This is a genomic window from Streptococcus anginosus, assembly GCF_900636475.1.
Classification (GTDB): Bacteria; Bacillota; Bacilli; order Lactobacillales; family Streptococcaceae; genus Streptococcus; species Streptococcus anginosus.
On the sequence record NZ_LR134283.1, the window covers coordinates 883,315 to 905,026 of the forward strand.

14 protein-coding genes are annotated in these 21,712 nt (G+C 39.7%); all 14 read right to left on the reverse strand.

The genetic code is table 11. From position 1 onward, the window contains the following. Nucleotides 1-4 precede the first annotated feature (4 nt). The 14 genes from atpD to rexB all read right to left on the reverse strand — a co-directional run bounded on the left by atpD (nucleotide 5) and on the right by rexB (nucleotide 21,696). Entirely contained in the window at nucleotides 5-1,411 is a 1,407-nt protein-coding gene (gene atpD, locus EL079_RS04360; RefSeq protein ID WP_003030503.1) for a F0F1 ATP synthase subunit beta, read from the reverse strand. 34 nt (nucleotides 1,412-1,445) lie between these two features. After that, on the reverse strand, nucleotides 1,446-2,324 hold the full coding sequence (locus EL079_RS04365; RefSeq protein WP_003030484.1) for a F0F1 ATP synthase subunit gamma: 879 nt from the start codon (nucleotides 2,322-2,324) through the stop codon (nucleotides 1,446-1,448). 15 nt (nucleotides 2,325-2,339) lie between these two features. Continuing rightward, on the reverse strand, nucleotides 2,340-3,845 hold the full coding sequence (gene atpA / locus EL079_RS04370) for a F0F1 ATP synthase subunit alpha (RefSeq protein WP_003030489.1): 1,506 nt from the start codon (nucleotides 3,843-3,845) through the stop codon (nucleotides 2,340-2,342). Nucleotides 3,846-3,860: 15 nt separating this feature from the next. Next, the gene (locus EL079_RS04375) at nucleotides 3,861-4,397 is read right to left on the reverse strand and encodes a F0F1 ATP synthase subunit delta (protein ID WP_003030492.1); all 537 of its coding nucleotides are present in this window, start codon (nucleotides 4,395-4,397) and stop codon (nucleotides 3,861-3,863) included. Continuing rightward, a complete protein-coding gene (gene atpF / locus EL079_RS04380) occupies nucleotides 4,397-4,891 on the reverse strand; it encodes a F0F1 ATP synthase subunit B (RefSeq protein WP_003030479.1) in 495 nt (164 codons plus the stop codon). Before atpF ends, EL079_RS04375 begins: the two co-directional genes overlap by 1 nt. A gap of 14 nt (nucleotides 4,892-4,905) precedes the next feature. Then, nucleotides 4,906-5,619, reverse strand: coding sequence for a F0F1 ATP synthase subunit A (gene atpB, locus EL079_RS04385; RefSeq protein ID WP_003030483.1), 714 nt, complete (start codon nucleotides 5,617-5,619; stop codon nucleotides 4,906-4,908). A 39-nt stretch (nucleotides 5,620-5,658) separates the two neighbouring features. Next, on the reverse strand, nucleotides 5,659-5,859 hold the full coding sequence (locus tag EL079_RS04390) for a F0F1 ATP synthase subunit C (RefSeq protein ID WP_003025282.1): 201 nt from the start codon (nucleotides 5,857-5,859) through the stop codon (nucleotides 5,659-5,661). Nucleotides 5,860-6,192: 333 nt separating this feature from the next. After that, the gene (locus tag EL079_RS04395; RefSeq protein WP_003030473.1) at nucleotides 6,193-8,589 is read right to left on the reverse strand and encodes a glycogen/starch/alpha-glucan phosphorylase; all 2,397 of its coding nucleotides are present in this window, start codon (nucleotides 8,587-8,589) and stop codon (nucleotides 6,193-6,195) included. Nucleotides 8,590-8,610: 21 nt separating this feature from the next. Next, a complete protein-coding gene (glgA, locus tag EL079_RS04400) occupies nucleotides 8,611-10,044 on the reverse strand; it encodes a glycogen synthase GlgA (RefSeq protein ID WP_003030475.1) in 1,434 nt (477 codons plus the stop codon). After that, entirely contained in the window at nucleotides 10,041-11,180 is a 1,140-nt protein-coding gene (glgD, locus tag EL079_RS04405) for a glucose-1-phosphate adenylyltransferase subunit GlgD (RefSeq protein WP_003030501.1), read from the reverse strand. The genes glgA and glgD overlap by 4 nt, the downstream gene beginning before the upstream one ends. After that, nucleotides 11,170-12,312: a glucose-1-phosphate adenylyltransferase gene (locus tag EL079_RS04410; protein ID WP_003025294.1), complete on the reverse strand. Its 1,143-nt coding sequence runs from the start codon at nucleotides 12,310-12,312 to the stop codon at nucleotides 11,170-11,172. The genes glgD and EL079_RS04410 overlap by 11 nt, the downstream gene beginning before the upstream one ends. A gap of 3 nt (nucleotides 12,313-12,315) precedes the next feature. Then, a complete protein-coding gene (glgB, locus tag EL079_RS04415) occupies nucleotides 12,316-14,226 on the reverse strand; it encodes a 1,4-alpha-glucan branching protein GlgB (RefSeq protein WP_003030447.1) in 1,911 nt (636 codons plus the stop codon). Nucleotides 14,227-14,746: 520 nt separating this feature from the next. Further along, a complete protein-coding gene (addA, locus tag EL079_RS04420) occupies nucleotides 14,747-18,427 on the reverse strand; it encodes a helicase-exonuclease AddAB subunit AddA (RefSeq protein ID WP_003030984.1) in 3,681 nt (1,226 codons plus the stop codon). Continuing rightward, nucleotides 18,424-21,696, reverse strand: coding sequence for an ATP-dependent nuclease subunit B (gene rexB, locus EL079_RS04425; RefSeq protein WP_003030982.1), 3,273 nt, complete (start codon nucleotides 21,694-21,696; stop codon nucleotides 18,424-18,426). The genes addA and rexB overlap by 4 nt, the downstream gene beginning before the upstream one ends. Between the last annotated feature and the right edge of the window lie 16 nt (nucleotides 21,697-21,712).

Genomic DNA, 21,712 nt, shown 5'->3' on the forward strand with positions numbered 1-21,712 from the left:
CCTCTTAAAATCCCATTTTTTCAGCTTTAGCAACGACATCTTCGATAGAACCAACACCACGGAAGGCATCTTCAGGAAGATGATCATATTTTCCTTCAAGGATTTCCTTAAAGCCACGAACTGTATCAGCAACTGGTACATAAGAACCTGGTTGCCCAGTAAATTGTTCAGCAACATTAAAGTTTTGTGACAAGAAGAATTGAATTCGACGCGCACGCGCAACCAAAGTCTTTTCTTCGTCTGACAATTCATCCATACCAAGGATTGCAATAATATCTTGCAATTCATGGTAACGTTGAAGGACGCGTTTCACTTCTGCTGCTACAGCATAGTGCTCTTCTCCGACAATTTCAGGAGCAAGGGCACGGGAGCTAGAAGCAAGTGGGTCAACTGCTGGGTAAATCCCTAATTGCACCAATTTCCGCTCCAAGTTGGTTGTAGAATCCAAGTGAGCAAACGCTGTAGCTGGCGCAGGGTCAGTGTAGTCGTCGGCTGGCACATAGATAGCTTGGATAGAGGTTACAGAACCTTTCTTGGTTGACGTAATCCGTTCTTGCAATTGTCCCATTTCTGTCGCAAGTGTTGGTTGGTAACCAACGGCTGAAGGCATGCGTCCAAGAAGGGCAGATACTTCAGAACCTGCTTGCGTGAAACGGAAGATATTGTCAATGAATAACAACACATCTTGACCTTCGACATCACGGAAATATTCAGCAATGGTCAAACCAGTCAAAGCCACACGCATACGTGCTCCAGGTGGTTCATTCATTTGACCGAAGACCATGGCTGTTTTTTCAATAACGCCAGATTCTTTCATTTCCCAGTAAAGGTCGTTCCCTTCACGTGTTCGTTCTCCAACACCAGTAAAGACAGAAATTCCACCGTGTTCTTGGGCAATGTTGTGAATCAATTCTTGAATCAAGACTGTCTTTCCAACTCCGGCACCACCGAAAAGCCCGACTTTCCCACCTTTTAGATAAGGTGCAAGGAGGTCAATAACCTTGATTCCTGTTTCTAAGATTTCTGATGAAGTAGACAACTCATCAAAAGTTGGAGCTTTTTTGTGGATTGGTTGACGTTCTGCATCTTCACCAAAAGGAGCTTCCAAGTCAATGGTATCTCCTAAAACGTTAAAGACGCGACCGAGTGTTTCTTTCCCAACGGGGACAGAAATTGGACGACCAGTATCTAGGACTTCCATGCCACGAGTCAACCCGTCAGTTGATTCCATAGCAATGGTTCGAACCACTCCGTCACCAAGCTCAAGAGCTACTTCAAGGACGATTTTCGATTTATTTTCGTCATTTTTATAGACTACAAGTGCATTATTTATCTCAGGTAATTTATCACCAGCTGCAAACGCAACGTCAACGACTGGTCCGATAACCTGAGCAATTTTGCCTGAGCTCATTCTTTTCTCCTCTTTATATTTATTTTATGTGACACTATTCTAGTGCACTTGCACCCGCCACAATTTCAGTAATTTCTTGCGTGATAGCTGCTTGTCTAGCACGATTATACTGAATGGTCAAATCATTGATAACTTTTTTCGCGTTATCTGTTGCTGTCTGCATCGCGGTCATTCCAGCTGCATTTTCTGCTGTTTTCGCATCAATAATTGCCCCGTAGATCATACTTTCAGCAAACTGAGGCAACAATTGATCCAAAATGACATCGCGACTAGATTCCAATTCCAAATTCAAAACGTAGTCTTCGTCTGCTTCATTTGGATCCAAATCCACGATTGGAAGCATTTGTTCAACACGCATTTGGCTGGTCAAACTATTGACGTGGTGATTATAACAAACATATAATTCATCAAACAATTCGTTTTGGTACATTTCAACCGTTTTGCCAATGATTTTACGAACCTCATCAAAGCTCGGTTGATCTGCTAAACCACGTAATTCATAAATAGGCTGAAGCCCGCGTGCCCGAAAGAAGTCCGAGCCCATACCACCGATTGAAATGATGACGAAATCATCTTTATCATGGTATTCTGCAAAAAGTTCCATCATGGATTTGAGAATGGTCGCATTGTAACCGCCAACTAAGCCGCGATCCGATGTAATAACGATATAAGCTGTTTTTTTCACCGGACGACTAATCAACATAGGGTGATATTTGGAATTTTGCACTTCATGACCATGAAGCAAATCTGTCAACAACTTTCTGACTTTAGAAGCATAGATTTGGAAATTCTTGGCCGCTTCTTCTGACTTTCCTAGCTTAGCAGCAGATACCATTTGCATAGCATTTGTGATTTGACTGGTGTTTTTTGTGGATGCAATTTTATTTTTTATATCATTTAATGAAACTGCCATCTGACACCTCTATTCTTACTTGAAGCTAGACTGATTGATAAATTCAGTAATTGCAGCATCTAAGACTGCTTCCTCTGGAAGGTCTTTTGTTGTACGAATGATTTCATAGAGGTCTTCATGATGAGCATCAAAGTAATCAAACAGTTCTGCTTGAAAATGAAGAATATCATCAACCGGTACACTATCCAAGAAACCATGTGTCAAGGCGTACAAAATAACGACTTGTTTTTCAACTGGTAATGGTTCATGAACCGGTTGTTTCAAGACTTCTACCGTCCGACGACCACGATTCAATTTCGCTTGTGTCGCAGCATCCAAATCACTACCAAACTTGGTAAATGCTTCCAGTTCACGATAAGAAGCAAGGTCAATACGCAAGGTTCCGGCAACCTTCTTCATCGCTTTTATCTGTGCAGAACCACCTACACGTGATACAGATGAACCGGCATCAATAGCAGGTCGAACACCTGCATTAAAGAGACTGTCGCTTAAGAAGATTTGACCGTCTGTAATTGAAATTACATTGGTTGCGATATAAGCGGAGATGTCTCCTGCTTGCGTTTCGATAAACGGCAGTGCTGTAATAGAACCACCACCTAATTCATCCGAAACTTTGGCAGAACGTTCCAAAAGACGGCTATGAAGATAGAATACGTCTCCTGGGAAAGCTTCACGACCTGGTGGACGACGAAGCAAGAGTGACAGTTCACGATAAGCAACCGCTTGTTTTGATAAATCATCATAGACAATCAAAACGTGTTTGCCACTATACATAAATTCCTCTGCCATTGCTACACCTGCATAAGGTGCTAAAAACAGCAATGGTGAAGGTTGAGAAGCTGACGCTGTGACAACGATTGTGTAATCCAACGCTCCATACTGACGAAGCGTTTCTACTTGCGTACGAACCGTGGATTCTTTCTGACCAATGGCAACATAGATACAAATCATATCTTGTCCCTTTTGGTTCAAAATCGCATCAATCGCAATACTTGTTTTACCCGTTTGACGGTCTCCGATAATCAATTCCCGTTGCCCACGACCGATTGGCACCAAAGCATCAATCGCTTTCAGACCTGTTTGAAGCGGTTCTGATACAGATTTCCGCTGCATAACCCCTGGAGCAGGTGTTTCAACTGGACGCGTCTTATCTGTCTTGATCTCGCCAAGCCCATCAACCGGACGACCGAGCGGATCCACAACCCGACCAATCAAAGCATCTCCGACAGGCACTTCCATGATTTTACCAGTTCGACGAATGGTATCCCCTTCGCGAATATCTGTGAAATCACCTAAAATGATAATCCCTACATCTGTTGATTCTAAGTTTTGTGCCATACCGTATGAGCCATTTTCAAAAATCAACAGCTCACCACTCATTGCATTGTCAAGACCATGAGCACGGGCGATTCCATCACCAATATATGTGACGACCCCTGTTTCTGTGACGTCAAAATTTGGCTGGAAATTTTCAATTTGTTGCTTAATTAAAGCGCTGATTTCTTGTGCGTTAATCGCCAAAATTCACACCACTTTCTATTTCAAATTTTCTTTTACTGTTTGTAATTGACGTTTAATACTTGCATCAATTGTCTTATTATTAGCTGTGATGATAAAGCCACCAATGAGGCTTGCATCCAGTTCTTCTTTTAAAGAACGAACCTGCAATCCAAATTTTCGCTCAATAATCGGAATAATTTTAGATTTTTGCTCCTCCGATAAACCTTGAACTGATTTGATTGTCACTTCAAATTCATTACTAATCGTTTCAAGCTGGTGAAGACTTTCTACTAAAATATCATAAAAAAGATCTTCACGATGATTATGAATAATAACTTCAATGAAATTGTCAATCAAGGATGAATCAGATCCTTGAAAATAGCGAAGGCTTCTTTCTTTTTCTGTATCATCAACACCAATATGTGATAAAAAGGCAGATAAATTTGTATTGTCAAAAATGTCTTTGATTTGCTGAAGCTTTTCAAAAACATCTTTTTGCTGACCTTTTTCAATCACGAGTTGGACAAAAGGTGTGGTATATTTTTCAATTACCGCATATCTTTTTTTGTCCATTAAGCATCTCCTAGCTTGTCAATATAGCGGTCAATGAGCTCTTTGTGAGCTTCTTGATCCAATTTTTGACCTAAAATTTTGCTAGCAAGATTTACAGTCAAATCGGCTACATCACCTTTGATACTGTTCATGGCTTCTGCTTTGGTTTGAGCGATTTCTTGATTAGCCTTTTCTTTTAAACGTCCAGCTTCATCAGCTGCATCTGCCAAGATTCCTGCTTTGTTTTTCTCAGCAGTTTCTTTGGCATTTTCAATAATTGTTGTCGCTTCTTGACGACTACCCGCTAATTCTGTTTCTCTCTTTTGAGCTAAATCTTCTGCTTTTTGACGAGCAGACTCTGCGCCATCAATATCATCTGAAATCTTTTTGGCACGTTGCTCAAAAGTACTTGTGATATTCTCCCAGGCAAATTTCTTGATTAAAATGACTAACAGAAGAAATGAGCCTGCAACAAGGATAAAATCCCCAATAAGACTACCTAAAGTAATATTCATCTCTTTTCTCCCTTCTATTCCTCACCGTTAATTTTCTTACCCAGATACATAGATGTTAACATGGTAAACACGTATGCTTGAATACATGAAATAAAGACTGAAAAAGCAGTCCAAACAAGATTCAAGACAAAAGCAATTGGATACCAACCAGCAGCTTGTTGTGATAAAGTTAACAACAAACCAGACAGAACTTCACCCGCATAAATATTACCATAGATACGCAGAGCCAGAGAGGCAAAATTAGTGAATTCTTCCAAAATATTCATTGGAGTCATTCCAGCAGGTGTCGCAAATGCCTTGAGATAAGCTTTCACTCCCCGTCGGCGAATCCCTTCAACATGACAAATTAAGGTAATCAAAAATGAAAATCCTAAGTCAAAGGCAAGATTGGCCGTTGGAGATGTCCACAAATTATAACCATTGGTTGTCTGCACTTTTGCCATCAAACCAAGATTGTTAGCTACTGCAACGAAAAGGAATAAGGAAAAGATAAATAGAGAATAATTCTTTATATATTTATCGCCAATATTGCCCTTTGTAAAGCCAATGACAAAATCATAGAGGTATTCTAAGACATTTTGCTTACCAGAAGGCTTTAGAGTCATTTTCCGGCTAGCCCAATAAACAAAGGCAAATACGATAAATACAGTTAAAAGAGACATAGCAAGTAGAGTCAAATCAAAGGTCACAGGACCTAAAGTGATAGTTGGATTTACACTTTCTTCCAACGAACTCCACCCCCTTTTCTAAAGGATAACTTTCTTTTCTTACTTGATGATGAATGACATCGCAAGTGTTACGAAGAAAGTACCTTCGATAAAGGCAATCCCCATGATCATAAGCGTTCTCAACTGACCAATGATTTCTGGTTGACGTGATGCTGATTTAAATAGATTTGCCATTAAAAAACCTTCAGCGAGTGAAACACCCATACAGGCAAGACATAATCCAAAAAATGTTAAATTCATGATGAATTCTCCTTATGTTTAAAATTTACTTACTTAGTTTAGTCCTAAAAATTCTTTTTGTCAAATGTTTTTGTCTTTTGGAAACGTTTTATACGGATTTCTTTCAATTTCCAAAAAAGTAGGCTATCCTGCAACAATTGTGGTTTTAAAATAGTAGTAAAACGAACTTGATCCCACTATCAGTTTGTTGATGTGGAAATAGCTATTTCCAATTATCGAATTTTGTTTCCCTATATATGTATATTATAGGCAATCTTTATCGATTAAATATAGACAAAAACTACAATTCACTTTTTCAACAAAGAGGCTGGATAAGTCCCAGCCCCTAGCTTATTACTTTTTTAGGTTCCAAATTTCTTTGGCGTATTGTTCAATCGTATCATCTGATGTGAATTTATCAGATGTTGCGATATTAATAAGGCTCATACGCGCCCATTTTTCTTTGTCACGATAGAGTTGATCAATCTTTTCTTGAGCCGCTACGTACGAAGCAAAATCTTCCAAAAGGAAGTATTCGTCATTGTGCGTAATCAAAGCTTCATAAATCTCAGAACCTTCATTCCGGACATTTGGAATGGTTCCGTCCACAAAACTATCCACCACACGGCGAACCACAGGATTTCTTTCATAAACACCACGTGAGTAGTAATCATGACGAGCATAATGGTCATAGACTTCATCTTTGTCCATACCGAAAATTACAATATTGTCATCTCCGACTTCATCTTTGATTTCAATATTGGCTCCGTCAAGGGTTGCCAGAGTAATGGCGCCTGTCATCATGAATTTCATATTAGATGTGCCGGAAGCCTCCTTGGAAGCGAGCGAGATTTGCTCTGACACATCTGCAACAGGAATGATGAGTTCAGCCAAGCTGACCCGATAATTTTCAAGAAAAACAACCTTTAGCTTGCCTTGTAGACTCTCATCATTATTGACAAGATTAGCCACTTCGTTGATCAATTTGATAACAGATTTGGCAAAATGATAACCTGGCGCTGCTTTCGCACCAAAAATGAAGACACGTGGCACCATATCTTTATCAGGATTGTCTTTTAAATCCCAATATAATTTAAGGATATGGAGTAAATTGAGCAATTGACGCTTATAAGCGTGAAGCCGCTTCACTTGTACATCAAAGATAGCTTCCGTTGATACTTCTACTCCCGTAGATTCTTTGATGAAAGCTGCTAAGCGCGCCTTTGCTTCTTGCTTGACATTATAAAATTCACTCAAAACTTGTGGGTCATCTTTGTAGTCTAAGAGCTTACGAAGTTCATGAATGTTTGTCCGCCAGCCGTTACCAATCAAGCGATCAATCTCATTTGACAATGGTTCATCTGCAATTTGCAACCAGCGACGTTGAATGATACCATTTGTTTTATTATTGAATTTTTCAGGATAAATGGCATAAAAATCACGGAGCGTATCTTCTTTGAGAAGTTCTGTGTGAAGTTTTGCCACCCCATTGACCGAATGACCTCCAATAATCGCGAGATGCGCCATGTGAACTTGGTTATCTTTGACAATCCGAGTGTTCTCAATCACTTGCGGGTCAATGCCACGCGCAGCCATTTCAGAAACATAGCGATTGTCAATTTCAAGAATGATCTGGTAAACACGAGGAAGAACATTTTTAAAGAGTTCCGCATCCCATTTTTCTAAGGCTTCTGAAAGAATGGTGTGATTGGTATAACTCATCGTCTTTACTGTTGCATTCCAAGCGTCTGCCCATTCAAGACCGCAGTCATCAAGTAAAAGCCGCATAAACTCTGCTGGTGCAACCGCTGGGCGGGTATCATTGATATGAACCGATACCTTTTCATGAATTTGCTCTAAAGGCAGCCCTTGCTTCCGATAAGATTTGATAATCGTCTGCAAGCCGGCACTGGTCATGAAATATTCTTGAATCAAGCGTAGCTCTTTTCCTTCATAGCTTGAATCATCTGGATACAAAATAGCTGTGATATCTTGTACTTTGCGGCGTGCTTCAATTGTTGGATATTCTAGCTCATATTCTTCAGGAATTTCGATATCCCAAAGACGAAGATTGTTAACAACGTCATTTCCAAAACCAATTTGTGGTACATCGTAAGGTACTGCACGGAGAGTTTGCGAATTTTCATAAACGGGAAGCATTCGCCCTTCTTTGTTGGCTTGCAGATAGACATTTCCAAAGATTTTAACATCTACAACATCATGATCTTTCCGCGTTTCCCAGACGTTTCCTAGACTACCAAACCAATCATCCGGCAATTCGACTTGATATCCATTTACAATTTTTTGTTTGAAAAGTCCGTAGCGATAGCGGATTCCATTGCCAAATCCCGGATAGCCTGTGGTTGCAAGTGAATCCATAAAAGCTGCTGCAAGACGACCAAGACCGCCATTTCCTAACGCCATATCGTGCTCAGCCTGTTTGACAGCCGTAAAATCAACACCTAATTCGTCAAAGCCTTCTTTGACAACATCGAGGATTCCAAGATTTAGTAAATTGGTTTCCAGCATTCGCCCAGGCAGAAATTCAATCGAAAAGTAATAAGCAATTTTTTGCTTGTCTTCTACTAGTTTGTTTCGTCGTTCCAACCACATAGGAGTGATGTATTTGCGAATCGTACGTGCTAAGGTTTGAAACAGCTCTGTCGGAGTGGCATCTTCTACCTTAATTAACTGTTCTTCATGTAAAATATCTTTAAAATCTTGAAGAAACTGTTCTTTTGTTAGTTCCATTTCTGAATAGCAAACTCCCTTCTATGAATAAAGAGATTGGTACAAATGGCTATAGGCCTGACTAGCGGTGTCCCATGAGAAATCACGCTCCATAGCTTGCTTTTGAAGCGACTGCCATGCTTCTTTATCGTTATGATAGAGACTGACAGCCATATCAAACGTCCATTTCAGCCAGTAGCCTGAGAAATTATTAAAGCTAAATCCAGTTCCTGTTCCTTCGTAGGCATTATACGGTTGAACGGTGTCACGCAAGCCACCAACTTCATGTACGAGAGGTAAGGTTCCATAACGCATGGCCATCATTTGGGACAATCCACATGGCTCAAAGCGACTTGGCATTAAGAACATATCACAAGCTGCATAAATTTCTTGCGCTAATTTCACATCAAAAGTGATGTTGGCAGATAATTTTTCTGGATAAGCTTGACCAAACCAAGCAAAGGATTGCTCAAAAGACGGGTCTCCTGTACCTAAAAGAACGATTTGTACATCATCTTGCAATAAATTGTGCAACTGATCCACAACCAAATCAAAGCCTTTTTGCCAAGTTAAACGAGATACAATTCCTACCAAAGGCACATCGTCTCGCACAAGCAAACCAACTTTTTCCTGCAAAGCACGCTTATTTGCCAACTTACCAGATAAGTCATCCTTATTAAAATGGTACTCCAGCAAATTGTCCGTTTCTGGATTATAAATATCTGTATCGATTCCATTGACAATACCTGATACTTTACCAGATTCCATTCGTAAAATTTGATCCAAACCACAGCCAAATTCTGGGGTCATGATTTCATGCGCATAGCTTGGTGATACGGTTGTCACCCGATCTGCATACAAAATCCCTGCTTTCATCCAATTCAAGCAGTTATTCCAACGCAAGGTACCGTCTGCATAACGCTCATAGCCTACTCCAAACAAATCCCAGAGCATGCCATCAGAAAATTGCCCTTGAAATTCTAAATTGTGAATGGTTAACACAGTCCGAATACCATGATAGGCTTGAATCCAATGGTATTTTTCTTTCACCAAAAATGGAATCATCGCTGTATGATAATCATGCACATGGAGAACATCTGGAATAAAATCCACTCTCTCCATTAACTCAACAGCTGCCATTTGGAAATAGGCAAAGCGTTCGCCGTCATCAAAATCGCCATAAACATGTCCGCGGAAGAAATAGTATTGATTGTCTATAAAGTAGAAGGTAACACCGTTTAAAACTGTACGTTTCACGCCTACATATTGACCACGCCAACCGACCTTCACTTCAAAATGGAACAAGTCTTCCATTTGGTCGCCAAACTTTTTATCCACCATATCATAGTATGGAAGAATGACACCCACTTCATGACCAGCTTTCACAAGAGATTTAGGGAGAGCGCCAATGACGTCTCCCAATCCTCCTGTTTTAGAAAAAGGTGCACCTTCTGCTGCTACAAATAAAATTTTCATTGAATTCTATCCTCTGTCACTTTTTCGCCTTTTTTAAGAACAACTGGGTTATCAACTGTTCCTCGAACGGTCACATTCTCAGCAATCTCAACACCCTTATCTAAGATTGCATAGTCTACAACAGCATTTTCGCCAATAAGGACACGTGGGAAAAGAATACTGTTTTTTACACGACTTCCTTTTTTAATACGAGTATTACGAGAAATGACAGAACCACTCACTTCTCCTTCAATAATACTGCCAGAAGCAAATTGAGCATTTGAAACCTTAGAACCGACTGCATAATAAGTTGGCTCTTCGTTTTTTACTTTCGTATAAATCTTTTGATTTGGAGAGAAAAGGGAATAGAATTTTTGTGAATCAAGCATATCAATATTGGCATTGAAGTACGAAGTGACAGAATGAATATTTGCTAAATAACCCGTATATTCATAAGCAAACGCTTTTTCCTGAGCAGCTAAATCACGTAAAACATAACGTAATTTTTGAGGAAATTCTTTTTGTGCTTCTATTTCTAACTTTTCAATCAGCCAAGGTGTATCCACAACAAAGATATCCGTTGACATGTTGTACAAATCCTGATCTTTTTTATCATCAAAAAGATGGTGATTTTTCACATGATCTGTTTCATCAATTTCCAAAACAGCATTGACTTCGGAAATTCCTTTTTTTGGTAATTTTTTATAGACAACTGTGATCGGTTGAGCAGTTGTACCATGTAAGTGGAAGACTTGGTTCAAGTCGATGTTCACCAAAACATCACAGTTCAATGCTACCGTTTGATCGCTGCCTGAACGTTTTAAGTAGGTCAATAATTGCTCGTAGTATTCTTTACCAACAGTAGAACTTTCTACGCGCGTATTATAAATACCAAGATAGTAGTGACTCAAAAGAGTAGACAGCCCCCATTCACGTCCAGAACGGATATGGTCAAAGACAGAACTAATATTATCTCGTTGGAAAATGCCAAAGACGCTCCGAATCCCTGCATTGGCCAGGCTAGACAACGGAAAGTCAATTAAACGATATTTCCCACCAAACGGCAAACTGGCAACTGGACGATGATTTGTCAAAGTAGACATATCATGAAATCCAACTGTATTTCCTAAAATTGCTGAATATTTATCAATCTTCATCTGATGGTACCCCCACTTTCTCATTGTATCCGATAACTTGTACTTCGTCTGTCCCATCAATTTCTACACCATCAGAAATGATAGCTCCTTCACCGATAATAGCACGTTTGATTTTTGCACCTTGACCAATGATAGCACCACTCATAATCACAGAATCTTCTACAACTGCATCTTTACGCACTTGAGCTTCCGTAGAAAGAATCGAATGTTTAACTGTTCCGTCTACCAAACAGCCGTCCACAACCAAAGAATCTTCTACATGAGCATTTTCTCCAAGGAAGTTTGGTGGGGAAATCAAGTTACGTGAATAAATTTTCCATTGACGATCTCGGCTATCTAAAGCATTGTTTGGATCAATATATTCCATATTGGCTTCCCAAAGTGATTCAATCGTTCCAACATCTTTCCAATATCCCTTAAATTCATAAGCATAGACACTTTCGCCGGATTCAAGATAATTTGGAATAACATTCTTACCGAAGTCAGACATATCTACATTGCTCTTTTCAGCAGCTACCAGCATATTACGCAGGCGTTTCCAGTCAAAGATATAAATCCCCATAGAAGCCTTAGTAGACTTAGGTTCAGCTGGTTTTTCTTCAAATTCGACAATGCGATTATTAGCATCAGTATTCATGATACCAAAACGACTGGCTTCTTTCAGAGGGACATCTAGAACAGCTACTGTTAAGCTGGCATTGTTATCCTTGTGAGACTGAAGCATATCATCGTAGTCCATTTTGTAAATGTGGTCACCAGACAAAATCAAGACATACTCAGGATTGATAGTATCAATATAATCAATATTTTGATAAATCGCATGACTAGTTCCTTCAAACCAACGATTTCCTTCACTTGCTGAATACGGCTGGAGAATAGAAACTCCTGTGTTAATACCATCCAGTCCCCAACTAGAACCATTCCCAATATGACTATTCAAAGCTAATGGTTGGTATTGAGTAATGACACCAACATTATGAATTCCTGAATTGGCACAATTGGACAAAGCAAAGTCAATGATACGGTAGCGTCCACCAAATTGTACTGCTGGTTTGGCAATACTTTGAGTGAGTTTTCCAAGGCGTGTTCCTTGCCCACCGGCAAGAATCAAAGCTAGCATTTCATTCTTCATCTGTTACTCCTTTTTGGACTTCTTACTTCCATTTGCTGATTTCACACAACGTTTAATTTTCCAAATACTTGCCCCTAATGCTGGCAAAGTAAAGGTCAACGTCTGAGGATAATCCTTCCACAAGCCTTCTTGAGACTGAACTGTTTGATTGTGTTCTTTCCACACACCTCCCCATTCTTCTAATTCCGTATTCCAAATTTCTTCATATATGGCTGCTACCGGAACACCAATGGTAAAGTCTTTGCGTTCTACCGGAGCCATATTAAAGACGCAAACTAACATATCTCCCTTGTCATTTTTCCGAATAAAGGAAAGTACACTTTGATCTGTATTATCCGCATCAATAATCTCTAAACCGTCCCAACTCAAGTCATTTTCCCACAAAACACGATTTTCTTTATAAAGCTGATTGAGCTGAGAAGTGAAATGCTGCATCTTGGCATTCATATCATCAGCCAAATCACGCCATTCCAAAGATTCTTCACATTTCCACTCTAAGAATTGTCCCCATTCACTACCCATGAAAAGTAATTTTTTACCTGGGTGACACATTTGGTAAGTATAGAGATTTCGCAGACCAGCAAATTGATTATAGCGATCTCCCCACATCTTATGCATGAGACTCTTCTTACCATGTACCACTTCGTCATGAGAGAATGGCAGTAAGAAATTTTCAGAGAAAGCATACATAAAACTAAAGGTTACTAGATTAAAATCATACTTGCGGTAAATTGGGTCTTCTTCGTAGAAGCGCAGAATGTCATTCATCCAGCCCATGTTCCACTTGTAGTCAAATCCAAGACCACCCATTTCTGCCATACCTGTAATCTTTGTATCACTCGTGCTTTCCTCTGCAATCATCATGACATCTGGATGAGCCAGTTTGATAACCGTGTTCAAGCGTTGAAGGAAGTAATAGCCTTCGTAGTTGCGATTGCCCCCGTCAATATTTGGTTGCCATGGACCACTATCATAATCTAGGTAGAGCATGTTGCTAACAGCATCCACACGGATTCCATCTAAGTGATAAAAGTCAATCCAAAACTTGATACTAGAAATCAAGAAAGACTGCACTTCATTCTTTCCTAAGTCAAAGTTAAGAGCGCCCCAGCCGTAATTATGGGCACGGTCATGATCCTGATATTCAAACGTAGGTGTACCGTCATAATAAGCCAAGGCATCATCATTGATAGTAAAATGACCCGGCACCCAGTCAACGATAACTCCGATATTATTGACATGACATTCTTCAACAAAATCACGAAACTCTTCAGGCGTTCCATACGTGTGCTCAAGTGCAAAATATCCCATTAGCTGATAACCCCAGCTCAATCCAAGTGGATGCGCCATTAGTGGCATGAATTCCACATGAGTATAATTCATTTTAACCAAATAAGGAATCAGTTCATCTTTTAATTGAGCAAATGAATACGGGCTACCATCCTCATTTTTCTTCCAGGAACCTGCATGAGCTTCGTAAATATTCACTGGACGTGAGAAAAATCCCCAACGTTTTCTGCGAGCTAACCATAGACCATCTTTCCATTTCTTTTCTGGAATCGTCCGAATTACTGCACCTGTACCAGGACGTTTTTCAAAATAGATAGCTAAGGGATCAATTTTTAAAATTTCTTGACCACTGCTTCGTTTAACGTTGTATTTGTAAATATCTCCTTCCTTTGGCAAATCCGTGAATACTTCCCATACGCCACCTTCATTGCGTGTCATAGGAATCTGATTTTCATACCAGTCAGTAAAGTCTCCTATTAAATGCACACTTTGAGCATTTGGCGCCCATACACGAAAGGTATAGCCGCTTTGTCCATCAACTTCATCTTGATGAACCCCCAAATAGTGCTGTAAATGGAAATTTTCACCTGTGGTAAAAGTTCTCAATGCTTCTTGTCTATCCATTTTTTCACCTCGTTTTGTAAGCGTTTTCTATGATTCTATTTTACTATTTTTCCTATTGCTTTTCAAGTAAATTTCCATTATTATTACAAAAAATTCTCAAAACCGAACATTTCTTCAAATAATGCCCACTATTAGCAAAAATAACTAGATTTTGTTAAAATTTTGAACTTTTCATTCCATTCCTACTAAATAGTCGATAAAAGAGTAAACTTTTTTAAATGAAAATTTTCATAAAGGTCTAGACAGCTTTACAAAAAAGGCCACACAAAGTCGCCTTTTGATTTAGTTTATAAGATTGAATTGCAACAACAGGATATAATTTCAAATATCATTCCTCCATCGTCTGGTTACATACTAGTTTACCGTATTTTTCTGAAATTTTCAATAACTTTTTCTAAAAAATCAGCTGATTTGTGAACTTTTTTATTATTTTACAACTCAAATATTCGGAAATAGAGGATTCTATTTTTGTGAAAAAGAATTGGGAGCATTCATCAGCCCAATTCTCTAAAAATCTTATCTAGTCTACTTTTACTACTTGAAGTTGAACTCCGCTCAACAGCACTAGATATTTTTCTATTTTTTCAATACCATACGAACGACGAAGAGCTTCAGCGTAAAGTGATAATTGCGCTTGGTAGCGCTCCACTAATTCACTTGGATTTGTATATTGATCTGTCTTATAATCAAAGAGAATGATACGATCAGCCAGTAGGAGATAACCGTCTAAAATTCCACGGACAACAAAATCTTGTCCGCTCGCTTGATCTTGCTTTAACATAGCAAAAGGAGCTTCACGATAAACTTTATCTGCCTGCTTTAAGAGTAGTTGACCAAGCTCTGTCTCAAAGAAACTAGCTATCTTTTGCAAATCAATCTTCTTTTTGACAGTTTCTTCTGCCTGAACCTGAGCTAATGTTTCCTTTAAAATAGCTATTGTAGGCAGTTGATTTAAAGGAATACGCTGCATCAGTTCATGGACAGCACTACCGATTTGCGCTCCTGTAACAGGGGCTTTTTTAGCAAAGTCAGGTAGTTCAAAAGAAGTTTTTCCAATAAAATCTGGAGTTTTTTTCTCCATAATCTCAACACCGTCTGTATCCATGATCGGTTCATAAAATTTCTTGATTTGGCTCGGTGTCCGAACACTTGGCAAATGGATGGCTGCTCGATACTGAGTATTTAGCCTGTCCACATTTTCCAAAATATCCAAAGCCCTGCGAATATCCTCAGACTGGCGATTGTGCGCTAAGTTCTCCTCGACAATCCGTTCCTTCAGCTTTAACTGACCTATTTTCTCACTTGTTAAATCGCTATCCGTCACAAATTGTGTTGAAAAAGCTAAATCGTCTTTCTCAAAGACTGTCTGTAAAGCCCAAATCCAGTCTTGAAAACTTGTCATAGTTTGCCTAATGGAGGCTGCTAAACGACCATTTTCAGGAGCAGGGAAGGTCTTTTTCTCTAGGCTTTCTTGACGACCTTTGCCAACCAGATACAGCTTTCTTTCTGCCCGCGTCATAGCAACATAGAGCAGACGCATTTGCTCAGAAATACTTGCCAAATGAATCTCACGCTCATTTTGCACATAAGGAAGAGTATCAATAGACAAGCGAACATGATTAGGCGCTAACTCATCAGCAGCGTCTACCACTACGTCCGCGACATACTTGATGCCGACGCCATTTTGACGACTGATAATCAAAGCAGAACTACTATCCTTACGATTGAAGACTTTATCCATATTAAGCAAAAAGACATATTTAAATTCCAAACCTTTGCTCTTATGAACTGTCATCAAGCGGACTGCATGCTTCGGAGCCGCAATGACGACACTCGCCAAATCATTTTGAGTTTCTAAGATCTTATCAATCATCCCAATAAAACGCGACAAGCCCTTAAAACTCATCTTTTCGTAGTCATTTGCTCGCAAAGTAAGAGCGTAGAGATTCGCTTGACGCCCTGCTCCATTTGGTAGGGCTCCTACATAGTCATAATAAAAGCGGTCTTGATAGATTTTCCAAAGCAAATCATAGAGCGAATTGGTTTTTGCAAACTTTCGCCAATCCTGCAGTATTTCTTGAAACTGCTGGATTTTCTTTAAAAGAGGAAGTGTGATGAGTTCGGGATGTTGACCGTTCCCACTCAGAGAATTTTTCAATTTCTCATAGAGATTTTCCTGATGAGTAACATAAGTAGCTTCTGTCACCTTTTTTTGCAAGGCCAAACGAGCCAATTCATCCTCAGTAAAGGTGAACATCGGTGACTTTAAGAGCGCCACTAAAGCGTAATCATTGAGCGGATTGTTAATCGTACGCAGGGTATCCAACATCACCATAACTTCTACAGATTGCAAATAATTATCCTCGCCACCGTCGGAAACGACTGGGATACCGTATTTGGCAAACTCAGATAAAATCACATCGTTGCGCGTCCGCGAAGCCGTTAGCAATGTCATATCTTCAAATGGGACATTTTCCTCATTGTGCAGACGGATAATTTCCTTAATGACCAGCGCTACTTCTCCTGCAGAAACAGAAGAAACATCCTTGTCATTCTCCTCATTATCCGTCTCAAGCGTTCCGTCATAAATGAGAAATTCCGTCTGATATTGTGGATTTGGTGCTTTTTTAGCAGGATTTCCAGCTACCAGATAATGCGTTTCATTATAATCAATTTCTCCCACTTCCTCATCCATGAGGCGTTTGAAAACGTCATTCGTGGCTTCCAAGACTTCCACATGACTGCGGAAATTCTCTTTCAAAACAATCAATTTCCCTTGCCGGCTATCCTCTTGATAAGTTTTAAATTTCTCATTAAAAATCTGCGGATCAGCCTGACGAAAACGATAAATAGACTGCTTAATATCCCCCACCATAAAGCGATTATGCCCAATTGATAACAGCTCCAGCATACGCTCCTGCGTGTGGTTGGTATCTTGATACTCATCCACCATGACTTCATGGTATTTTGTCCGATAAAAGTGGCGCACATCAGGAAATTCTTCTAAAATCTGAATGGCAAAATGATTGATATCTGCAAATTCAAACGCATTTTCTTCTTTTTTCCGTTGTAGATAGCTTGTCACAAACGATTTCATAAATTGCTGCAAGACAAGCAAGATTTCCTTGGCTTCCTCATGATAGGTCACTTGAAATTCAAAGCGATAAAATTGATCCGCTAAATCACGTAAAACTTGAATTTTTTCCTTACGTTTTTCATTATAAGCGCTGATAATTTCTTTTAATTCTTCTTTGCGTCCGCTGTTTGTCAAAGCTTTCCCATTGCTTGCACGTGAAATCTCTACAATTCTATCAAGTGCTGTGAGATAAGCTTCCTCAGAGGACTGCTCTTGTAAGCTTACCAGACAATCAAGCACGCTCTGCACATTCTCAAGGTATTTTGCTTTGGGAAATTCCTTGGCTTCATTCGCCAAATGATAATGGAAAAATTCTTCTAGGTCAAAAAGGACTTCTTTTGTTTGTGCCAAAAGTTGCGCTTTTTCTTCTTGGAAATCTGCACGTTCATAGCCTTTCAAAAAATCTTTTTCCAACCATGCTATTGGACTACTAGTGGATTGCAAAAAAGCATAAATCTTATAAATCTGCTCTCGAAAACCAAGCAAATCTTTTCTTTGACCGGTAAAGTTTTTGACTAATTTTTTAAATAAAGCAGCCTGATCAGATTGATAGAATTCTTCAAAAACTTGCTCAAAAACTTCGTTTTGTAGCAATAACTGCTCACTCGCATTTTGCAAAATGCGAAAATTCGGCGCCAATTCTAGGAGATAACCATATTTATTGAGGACCTTTTGGGTGAAAGAATCCATGGTACCAATGTCAGCATTGGGAATATCAGCTAATTGCTGTGACAAATGCTGTTTGAGTTCCTCATCGCCTGTTGCCTTCAAAGCCTTGGATAACTCTTTCTCCAAGCGCTCTTTTAGCTCACTTGCGGCTTTAACGGTAAAGGTCGAAATGAAGAGATGGTCAATGCGAACTCCTCGCAGAATTTGGTCAATAATCCGTTGCACCATAACAAAGGTTTTTCCTGATCCTGCAGAAGCAGACACAAGGATATTTTGACCAGAGGAGTAAATGGCTTCGATTTGCTCTGGTGTACGTTTTTGAGCTTTGTTAGACTGGGCTTCTTGGTCCTGCAAAGTATAGATTTCTTCCTGACTCAAAAATGGAATCTGTCTCATTTTTCTAGCTCCTCCTTCATCTTTTCTATCCATGCTTGACGCTTCTTTTCACCTGTCGGGTGACTATCTAACTTAACCAAATGGCGGGCGCTAGAGAGGTGAAGGTTCGCTTCAAATCCCGTAATGGACTTGTACTGCTCCACAAAAGGTGCAATACTTTTGCCATTCTCCGTATAAGGATTGATGTAAAAATGCCCTGCCAAAATCTGCTCAGCAGCACGGCGATACAAGAGTGCATTATAAGCCAACAATGTCTCCAATTCCTCTTGACTCAACAGATTCACTTTCTTTTTATCATACAAACCATTCAGCTGACGAGCCTGCTCAAACAAGAACAGACCTTTGTATTCTAGGTTCTTCATTGCTTCTTTGACAGCGTCGCCTCGCGACTTCGTCTTTGCTAAAGGCACAAGTGGATTGGTCATCTGCAGATACATAGCACCAAAAGCATGCACTTCTTCATTCATCCACGACTCTTGTTTCAAAGCTGCTAGATAGGTAGGTAATTGAGAATTTAAGCCATTGAAAAATTTCTGAAAATCAAAATTCGTATCGCTTGATTTATAGTCAACAACGCCTAGACTGCCATCTATCTTCAAACGGTCAATGCGGTCAACTTTCCCTCGAATTTGAAGGTTGCGTCCGTCTGACAAGGTTAGAACATTTGTTTCTTCTTGACCGAAAACAGCTTCTTCTTGAATGGTTTCTACTAAATCATTTCTTTCTAGAACACGCCCTGTCGCACGCGCGGTGTCCAGCAAAACTTCGTGAGCAAACAAAGCTTCTGCATTTTCTGTATAAAGAGCTTCAAATTCCGCTTCCTGACTCGCTTCTTGAATGGCTTTTTCTAGACGATTATCAAATGGCTCACTTGACGAATCTTGCATGACTTTTTCAAACACACGATGCAGGAAATTTCCATGACTGCGCACATCTGGGTGAATCGTCATTTCTTCCTGCAAAGCCAAGACATACTTCAAAAAATAAGCATATTGATTGCGGTAGAATTCTGTCAAAGCTGAAGTAGATAGCTGAAATGCTTGATGAGGCGGATAAAGAGCTTGCAATGTCTGCGTTGACAAGGTTTCTGTTTCAAGTTTTGACGTTACATTAGGAATCGAAATGCCTTCACTTTCCAATTTTTTGCGCAGAACCCGCACAGCAACTGACCAAAAAGTCTGCTCTTTCTCCGTCAAAGAGCGCTCTCGATCAATATCCCCTTGATTCAACTCAATAATTCTCGCCAACAAAGCACGATAAGTACCAATATCATCACTTGTTGCCTGCGGACGCTTCACTTCAATCGGCAGCCCAATTGGTTGTTCATGCAATTCTAACAAATATGGAGAAATGTTGTTCTCTATTTCATTGACAATCTGAGGAGTAGAAAGCACCAACCTCTCTGTTGCAGCATTCAGAAGCGACAAAGCGACAAAACGATTTTTCTGGAGATTTTCCTGAGCAGCAATCAGCAATTCCGAATGCGCATCAGTCGCTTCATTTAATCGTAATCGTTCTTCATCTGACAAGAGACTCTTGTTTTGCACAATTTTTGGAAAACAGTCTTGGGTCAAACCAACAGCATAGACAAAAGGACTTGACAAGGGCTCAATCAAATCATAAGATTGAACGGTCACAACGTCCACTGTTGCTGGAATAGTCCGATAGTTGGATAACAGCATTCCTGACTGCACCAGAGTCAGAAAATCATCTAGCTTGACCTTGCTGGTTGAAAAGACACTGGCAAATTGTTCCAAAACATGACAAAAAGCCTTCCAGACTTCTTCTTGTCTTTCCTGATCTTGCGGATTCGTAGAATCTACTAAACCAGCAAAATTCTGAGAAAGAGAAGTTGTCGTTAAAAATTGATGAAATTTTTGAAGCAAACCTGTCGCAGTTTGACTACGAGATTTGAAAAATTCCAAAAGCGGAGTGACTATTTTTTTTCTTAATTGATTGATGTGAATCAGGTCAAATTTTTGATGCTGATTGTGAGTAAATTCTTTAGAAAACTTACTCATTCCTCTCACGTCTGCAAAACGGATATATTGCTCAAACAAGTCTAGTTCTTCTTGCTTTAAATGACCATAAAGACCTGTTTTTAAGAGATTGAGCAAATCTTCCGTTCGAAAATTGTAGTGTTTTAAACGCACTAACGCTTCAATAAACTGCACCAAAGGGTGATGTGCCATGGACTCGCTTCGCCCCAAATAAAAAGGAATCTGATACTGATCAAAAATCGTCTTTAACTGCAAACGATAGGCTTCCACATCTCCCAAAAGTAAGCGAATATCTTTGTAGCGAGCACCATCATGAACTCGCTGGCGAATGCTTTTCGCCACATATTCCAGTTCTTCTTTTTGATTGACAGTCGACCAAATCTGTACATGCGAACGGTCTTGCTCCGTCAGCTCCAGCTCAACATCTGAGAAATCATAGCGGCTTTCTAGCAGTTTTGAAATGTTTCCAAAAGCATCATCTGGCTGCTTTGCAGGTCTATATTCAGGTTTCACTTCATACTCATTTGCCAAATGGCGCAAGAAATCCACGCTAGCCTGATACAGATTACCCTCTCGAAAAGTCGCACGGTATGCCTTCTCACTGGCATAAACACCAATAATGATTTCCACACCCTTGCTATGCAAAAGCTCGATCAAATAAGCTTCTTCAGCTGAAAAACGTGTAAAACCGTCAATGACCAAAGCCAATCCTTGCAATTCTTTATCTACATCACCTGCTGTAATATGATTGGCAAAGACCATAATATTTGACTCAGAAATAAATTCACTCTGATTAAGCTGATACATCACTAGCTGTAAAATCTTGATCAAATCTGCTTTTTTCTCATCCTCATCTAGATAGTCCAAATCCGAAAAGGTCATCTGAGCAGCTTGCAATTCATGATAAAGCTCAACCAATTGCTGAATAAATTGCGCATCCGTCCGAATGCCACCGTACACCCGCAAATCGTGCTCATCCATTTCTGATAAGACTTTGTAAAACAGCATTCCCAAACCAATATCGTCTAATGGTCTGCCTTGCTGCACATTATTGAGGACAAAATAACGCGCCATCTGCGCAAAACGTGTCACTGTAATAGCAAACGAAGCGTGGTTTTCTAAAAGACTCAAAACAGCCCTCTCCTTTTCAAATGAAAGAGAGTTAGGGGCAATATAAAACACGCGCTTGCCTGCCTGTGCCAAGCGCTCTGCTTCTTTTACCAAAATCTTCGTTAAGGGATTGCGAATATCAGTATAAAGTAATTTCATGATCATCCTTTTTGTC